This is a genomic window from Sphaerochaeta sp. S2, from assembly GCF_016406725.1.
Lineage (GTDB): Bacteria > Spirochaetota > Spirochaetia > Sphaerochaetales > Sphaerochaetaceae > Sphaerochaeta.
In genome coordinates this window covers 1-6,545 of record NZ_JAEKNT010000218.1, presented here as the reverse complement: position 1 = coordinate 6,545, position 6,545 = coordinate 1, and the positions used below count along the sequence as shown (strand labels likewise).

Here is a 6,545-nt window from a genome sequence, read left to right as displayed (position 1 = left end):
GGATCTTACCGTTGGCAAGCAACAGATGGTAGAAATTGCAAAGGCTGTTTCCCATAACCTGAAAATATTGATACTCGACGAGCCTACCGCTGCCTTGACTGATCGGGAGATCAAGGACCTGTTTACCATCATGAGAGATTTGGCCAAGAAAGGTGTTGGCATGATCTATATCAGCCACCGTCTTGATGAAATCGGTATCATCACCGACCGGGTTACCGTACTCAGGGATGGTGAATATGTGGGGACCAAACTGACCAAGGAGTTAAGCAAGGATGAGATGATCAACATGATGGTTGGACGGGTAATCTATGAACAGCCTAAAGCAAAAAGCAATGTTCCCGATAATGCACCAGTTGTCCTGAAGGTTGAGAATCTTAATGCGGGCAAACTTGTACAGAACATCTCATTCGAGTTGCATAAGGGAGAGATTCTCGGATTTTCTGGACTCATGGGTGCGGGTAGGACTGAGACGATGCGAGCTCTCTTTGGTGCTGATAAAGCCTCTGGTTCGATTTATATCAATGGAAAGAAGACACTCATTGAAAGTCCAGAAGATGCTGTACTCAATGGCATTGGATACCTATCAGAAGATCGAAAACGTTTTGGTCTGGCAATCAAGCTCTCTGTCGAATCCAATGCCATTATGGCTTCGTACGAAGACCTCTGCCCCAACCTCTTCCTTCCTCGCTCCAAACTACATCAGATTGCTGCAGAGAATGTAGAGAAACTCAATGTAAAGACACCCTCACTGGACCAGCTCGTACAAAATCTTTCTGGGGGCAACCAGCAGAAAGTGGTTATCGCAAAGTGGCTGATCAAGAACTGCTCCATCCTCATCTTCGATGAACCAACACGGGGGATCGATGTAGGGGCAAAGAGTGAGATCTATCACCTGATGAATGAACTCGTCAAGGAAGGCAAGTCCATCATCATGATCAGCAGTGAACTGAATGAGATTCTGAGAATGAGTGACCGAATTGCGGTAATGTGTGAAGGAAAACTCACTGGGATGCTTCCAATAGAAGAGGCAACCCAGGAAAAGATCATGGAATTGGCTACACAACATGGATAGGAGTAACCCTAGATGAAAACGAAGGATTTGGTTGAGTTGAAAAAAAAGAAAGGATTGAATCTCCAAAAGTTGCTTGCACCACTGGCTCTCGTTATCATCTACGCATTCTTTGCGCTCTTTGGCAGGAACTTCTTCTCCTATACGACATTGGTAAACATCCTTGACTCTTCCTATTATATTGGGTTTCTGGCCATCGGGGTTACCTTTGTCATCATTACCGGTGGAATTGATCTCTCTTGTGGTACAGTGATGATGGCAGCGACCATCATTGGTGGGACAGCATACAAGACATGGGGATGGCCAATGTGGATTTCATTGATCCTCATCATTGTGGTTGCAACATCCTTTGGTCTTTTCAATGGCATCATGGTAAGCCGACTGAAGTTGCCACCTTTCATCGCAACCCTCGGCACCATGATGATCAGCTTGGGTACCGGATCCATTGTATCGAATGTGCGCAGTGCTACCTTCCCGGCTCGTGGGGCAGAAGATAGCTGGTTCAAGGGAATATTCAAGTTTATCGCGGAGGATAATACCTCCTACCCCACCGGTGCCATCGTACTCTTCGGTACAGCATTCATTGCTTATATCATTCTTACCAGAACAAAGATGGGGCGATATATTTTCGCCGTTGGATCAAACAAGGAAGCAGCACGTCTTAGCGGTATTAATGTCGCAAAATGGGAAATGATGGCCTATGTGATCAGCGGTTTCCTTGCCGGTATCGGCGGTATTGCCTTTGCTGCAGTCTACACCACCGTTATGCCTGCCCAAGGCCAGGGTTTTGAATTGTATGCCATAGCAGGAACCGTTATCGGGGGAACCAGTCTTAGTGGAGGTGCAGGTTCAGTCTTCGGGACAATGATTGGTGTGTATATCATGAGTGTATTACGCGCTGGATTGCCATCGATGGATCTACAGTCACAATACCAGACGTTCTTTACTGGTGTAGTTGTTCTGGGCGCTGTCATGCTCGATATCTATCGAACGAAAAAATCTTCTGAGGTTCGCATTCTCTCCGAGTCTGACAGGTACAAGGAGGAAATGCTGCTGAAGATCTCTCAACTGAAGGCAGAATTGTCCTCTGCTGATCCTGCAGCCAAAACAGAGATAGAGAAGAAACTTGCCGAGCTTCGTCTGGAAATGCGTGCACAATATCGTGCTCTGAGACGGGAAGAAAAAACACACAGAGCAGAGCTGCGCAAAAAAGAGAAGGCATTCGTAAAGAGATAACGGAATACATCCGTTGTATATAGCAAATCCGGGTTATTGGATCCGGTAGAAAACAGGAGGATTAGTATGAAGAAGACCTTAGTCGTTCTAATGGTTCTAGTGTTGCTTACTTCCACTGTTCTGTTTGCGGAAGGAGTAAAGGAGCAAAAGCCTTATATCGCTGTTGTTTCAAAAGGGGAACAACATGATTTCTGGCAGCAAGTGAAACTGGGTGCCAATGCGGCTGCTGCAGATTATGGGGTTGATATTACCTTTGAAGGCCCTCCTTCAGAAAGTGATGTACAAATCCAAGTTGAGATGCTCAATAATGCAATGGCAAAGAACCCTGTGGCAATTGCCTTGGCAGCATTGAATACCAGCAGTGTGCTTGACCAGCTCCAGCAGGCCAAGAGCCAAGGTATTCCTGTCATCGGATTTGACTCTGGCGTACCAGAAGCTCCAGAAGGTTCAATCTGGGCAAATGCATCAACCAACAACTATGCCGCAGCAGGTATGGCTGCCGAGAAGATGTTTGAAGTGATCAAAGGCAAAATTGAAGCTGCTTCAATCGCCAAGCCCGTCAAGATTGTCGTCATGAATCAGGACGCTTCAGGTGAATCGCTGCTTAGCCGTGGAAAGGGCTTCAGAGACACCATGATCAAGTTGATTGACGAGAACACTTCACTTGGCAAGAGTGATATTGCAGTAATTGGAAACACTGCCTACATTGCTGCAGACAGCCCAACCAAGGGAAGAAAAGTCTTTATTGAGATGATTGTCCCCGCTTCTGCCGCCATGACTGATGCAACCAATGCAGCACAGGCAATGCTGAACAAGGTAACCAGTGACAATGTTCTGGGAATCTTCTGTTCCAATGAAGCAACGGTCAAGGGTCTTCTTGCTGCAACCAACGATGGAGCAACCTTGAAGAGCAATTCCGCATTCAAGGATGTGGTGGTTATCGGGTATGATGCAGGCGCTGCACAGAAGAATGCGGTTCGCCAGCAATACTTCCTCGGTTCCATTACCCAAGACCCCTACCAGATTGGATACAAAGCAGTCGAACTGGCATACAAAGCCTACAAGGGTGAACCTGTTGCTGATGTCGACACCGGTGCAAAGTTCTACAACTATCAGAACATGGATGATGCAGACATCAAGGGTTTGATCTACGATTGATGAACCGTTGAACAGAGATTGCATCTCATAAGTTTGGGGGGTCACCGGCATTTGTACCGGCTGACCCCTTTTTCTGAGGAGACCATCATGGCATCCCCTACCATCAAAGATGTTGCAAGAGCAGCGAATGTGTCTATTGCTACAGTTTCTCGTGTCCTCAACCATGGGGATTCTGTAAACATACACACAAAAAAAAAAGTATTGGACGCCATGGATACGCTTGGCTACAACCGTAATGAGGTGGCACGTTCCCTCAAGTTTCGGCATACCAAGACGATCGGTATTATCGCTCCAGAACTCTCCAACATCTTTTTCATGGAAGTTGTCGAGGCAATGGAACGCTGCCTGGCTCCGCACGGATATTCATTGATCATCACCTCTTCCAACGATTCAGTGGAAGAGGAGAAGCGAAAGCTCCAGATATTCATTGAACGCAATGTGGATGGGATTGTGGTGATGCCGGCAGGGGCAGATGGCCGTCACTTCCAGACAAACGCACTGTCAAGAATCCCTTTGGTCATGGTCGACCGATGTATCGAAGGACTCAAGGTTGATTTTGTGGAAACCGACAGCCGATATGGGGTTCGTCAGATGATCAAGGCGCTCAAGCATGAAGGATATAAGCGAATCGGGTATATCGGAGGGGATCTCAGTATACATACGGCACATGAACGATTGTACGCATATCTGGATGCAATGAAAGAGCAGGGTCTGACAGTTGAAAATCGATTTGTCTATCATCAGAATGCAATGACCCAGGCCTCTGGGAGGTATCTCATCAGGCAAGCACTTCTTGAAGTAGATTATCCAGAAGCCTTTTTCATTGCCAATGATTCCCTGCATCTAGGGGCAACCATCCAAGCCATAGAGATGCTCTCCCCTCATCAGCTGGGGCAACTGGTATTCGCAAGTTTTGACTATCTCAGCTATGCTCCACTGCTCAAGCTCTGCCATTATGCAGTTGCACAGCCTTGTGAAAAGATCGGGCGAGAAGTCTCTACCCTTCTTCTGAAACGGCTGGGTGGCAACTGGGAAGACTATCCGAAACATGTGAAGCTTCGTCCCGAAATAAAGGTGATCCGGTCAAATGGGGGCATCCCCTACCCTATGACAGAGAGAGAATCAGACACCTGTCCTATTGCTTAGCTTGAACTTTTCCCTATAAAATTTTTTTGCTTACATTTGTATCATATCTATTGTGTTAGTTATGTAGTAACGCATGGATGTATGATGGAGAAATGGTTAGCATCTGTTTGTTTTAGGGAGGGCCGGTAATGAACTATCTGATTCAGTTCCAGATCAACATATTTGCCTTCGCTATCTTGGTGATCCTCTATCTATTCATGCAGAAATCACGGATCAAGACATTCAGCAAACATCTCATCAATTGGTCCCTGACAACAACCAGTATCGCCATCATCGATGAACCACTGACATGGATTTTTGATGGGCAGCAATTCTTTGGTGCATTTTTCCTTGAATACTCCACCAACTTCCTGCTCTACCTGATCGGCCCAGTCATCGGGGGATTGCTCATGTCCTATGTGGATTTCAGGATGTTTCATGACAGGAACCGAGTCAAAAAGAGATGGTATTATCAGCAAGCAAGCCTGATTACACTCATCATGCTTATCCTGAACACCTTCTTGCCTCTCTATTTTTCTGTGAACCCTGAGACAAACAGCTATAGAAGTGAACCATTCAAGTTCATCCACTACATCTTGCTTGGTTTGCTGTATGGGTATTTTTTCGTGTTCGTCACCACCCATGGAGATAAGATTACCCGCAATGAGACCTTGATCTATCAATTTTTCTTTTTTATCCCTATAGCCGGAATGTTACTCCAACTAGGTAATTCCAAGTTGCATTTTTCTTGGACATCAATTGCATTGGCACTGTTTGTCATCTATGTATTCCTCGAATCCACGCCCTCCGATGAGGATTACCTGACCAAACTCTACAACCGCAATAGCTATGATGCATATATGCAACACCTGCTTCAAGGAAACAAACAGTTCTCACTGATCGTGTTTGACCTGAACTACTTCAAGGAGATCAATGACAAATATGGCCATGAAATGGGAGACTATACACTGATCTGCTTTGCAAAAGCGCTCAAGAAAGCATTTGCCCATAGAGGACTTGCATTCAGGCTTGGAGGGGATGAATTCGCAGCAATATTTGACTCTGGTAATGTTGAAGCTATCATCGAGATGATGAAGGGGCATTTGCAGCAGAATGACAACCAACTCATCAAGAACCTACGGTTCAGCTACGGGTACCATTCACCCCTGCCTGGGATGACTGCTGATGAGCTAAGCAATATTGCAGACCATAAGATGTATGCACAGAAGCAAGAGATGAAAGAGCACGATCCCAGGGGGATGAGATAGAGAATCCCCCTGGTCTCACCTTCACCGAGTATTACAATGTTTCAGCTGTAGTAAAAATTTCAGCTAATCCTTCAGGTATTTCTTCAGTGAAAACATAGTCCATGTAGTTCAGATCATGGTTGTACCCTTCATGGACAGAGATGGTTAGGTTCTCTTTTCCCAATTGCTCAAACAATTCCTTGACTTCATAGACGCCCTCTACCCGAGCGTTCTGGTCAAAGGTCCCATGGATGATATGGATCGGAATGTCAACAAATGGAAGGATTTCTTGGTTGGTGGGCATCATCTTGTGTGCATCAAACCATTCTGGGGTAAGATATACCCCATAGGAATGTTTTAGGTACTCTCGATCTCTCTCTTCGATGGCCCGGTATAGCTCATTCCTGGTTGGTTCTAGCATGATGGCAAAATCTTTTTCATCCATGACTCCGCTCTTGTCCTGGTCCATGTAGTCATAGGTAACACCGAAATGTGCTGCAATCCCGTTTCTGTCTTCAGCAAATTCCTCGGGTGATACAATCCCATCCTTGTTGTAGTCAAAGTAGTTGCGGTAGAAGACCATGCTTGACCCACCTGTTTGCTGCCAATTGAGAATACTCATCATATCGTCATACATAAAGCCACAGAGGATGAGTCCGTCAACATCCGTCTTCAGTGACACCAAGGGAGTGATCAAGGTACCTTCACTC

Annotated in this window: 6 protein-coding genes; 5 read left to right on the top strand and 1 reads right to left on the bottom strand. The window is 45.9% G+C overall.

Annotated features, from left to right (window positions below):
* The 5 genes from JF818_RS06085 to JF818_RS06065 form a co-directional block, all read left to right on the top strand.
* Window positions 1-1,072: sugar ABC transporter ATP-binding protein (locus JF818_RS06085; protein ID WP_198891119.1), on the top strand; the 1,072-nt coding region annotated here is incomplete at its 5' end.
* A gap of 12 nt (window positions 1,073-1,084) precedes the next feature.
* Window positions 1,085-2,305, top strand: coding sequence for an ABC transporter permease (locus JF818_RS06080; RefSeq protein WP_198891117.1), 1,221 nt, complete (start codon window positions 1,085-1,087; stop codon window positions 2,303-2,305).
* A gap of 66 nt (window positions 2,306-2,371) precedes the next feature.
* Window positions 2,372-3,463, top strand: a complete 1,092-nt coding sequence (locus tag JF818_RS06075) for an ABC transporter substrate-binding protein (RefSeq protein ID WP_198891115.1) — start codon at window positions 2,372-2,374, stop codon at window positions 3,461-3,463.
* An 87-nt stretch (window positions 3,464-3,550) separates the two neighbouring features.
* Window positions 3,551-4,609 (top strand): LacI family DNA-binding transcriptional regulator, encoded by a 1,059-nt coding sequence (locus JF818_RS06070; protein ID WP_198891113.1) that lies wholly within the window; start codon window positions 3,551-3,553, stop codon window positions 4,607-4,609.
* Between the two features lie 128 nt (window positions 4,610-4,737).
* The gene (locus JF818_RS06065; RefSeq protein ID WP_198891111.1) at window positions 4,738-5,856 is read left to right on the top strand and encodes a GGDEF domain-containing protein; all 1,119 of its coding nucleotides are present in this window, start codon (window positions 4,738-4,740) and stop codon (window positions 5,854-5,856) included.
* A 31-nt stretch (window positions 5,857-5,887) separates the two neighbouring features.
* Here the strand turns inward: JF818_RS06065 and JF818_RS06060 are convergent.
* Window positions 5,888-6,545, bottom strand: a 658-nt coding sequence (locus JF818_RS06060) for a hypothetical protein (protein WP_198891109.1), incomplete at its 5' end; no start/stop codon positions are given.

Coding starts and splice junctions, on each gene's coding strand:
- JF818_RS06075 (WP_198891115.1), top strand. CDS start 2,372: ATGAAGAAGACCTTAGTCGTTCTAATGGTTCTAGTGTTGCTTACTTCC.
- JF818_RS06070 (WP_198891113.1), top strand. CDS start 3,551: ATGGCATCCCCTACCATCAAAGATGTTGCAAGAGCAGCGAATGTGTCT.
- JF818_RS06080 (WP_198891117.1), top strand. CDS start 1,085: ATGAAAACGAAGGATTTGGTTGAGTTGAAAAAAAAGAAAGGATTGAAT.
- JF818_RS06065 (WP_198891111.1), top strand. CDS start 4,738: ATGAACTATCTGATTCAGTTCCAGATCAACATATTTGCCTTCGCTATC.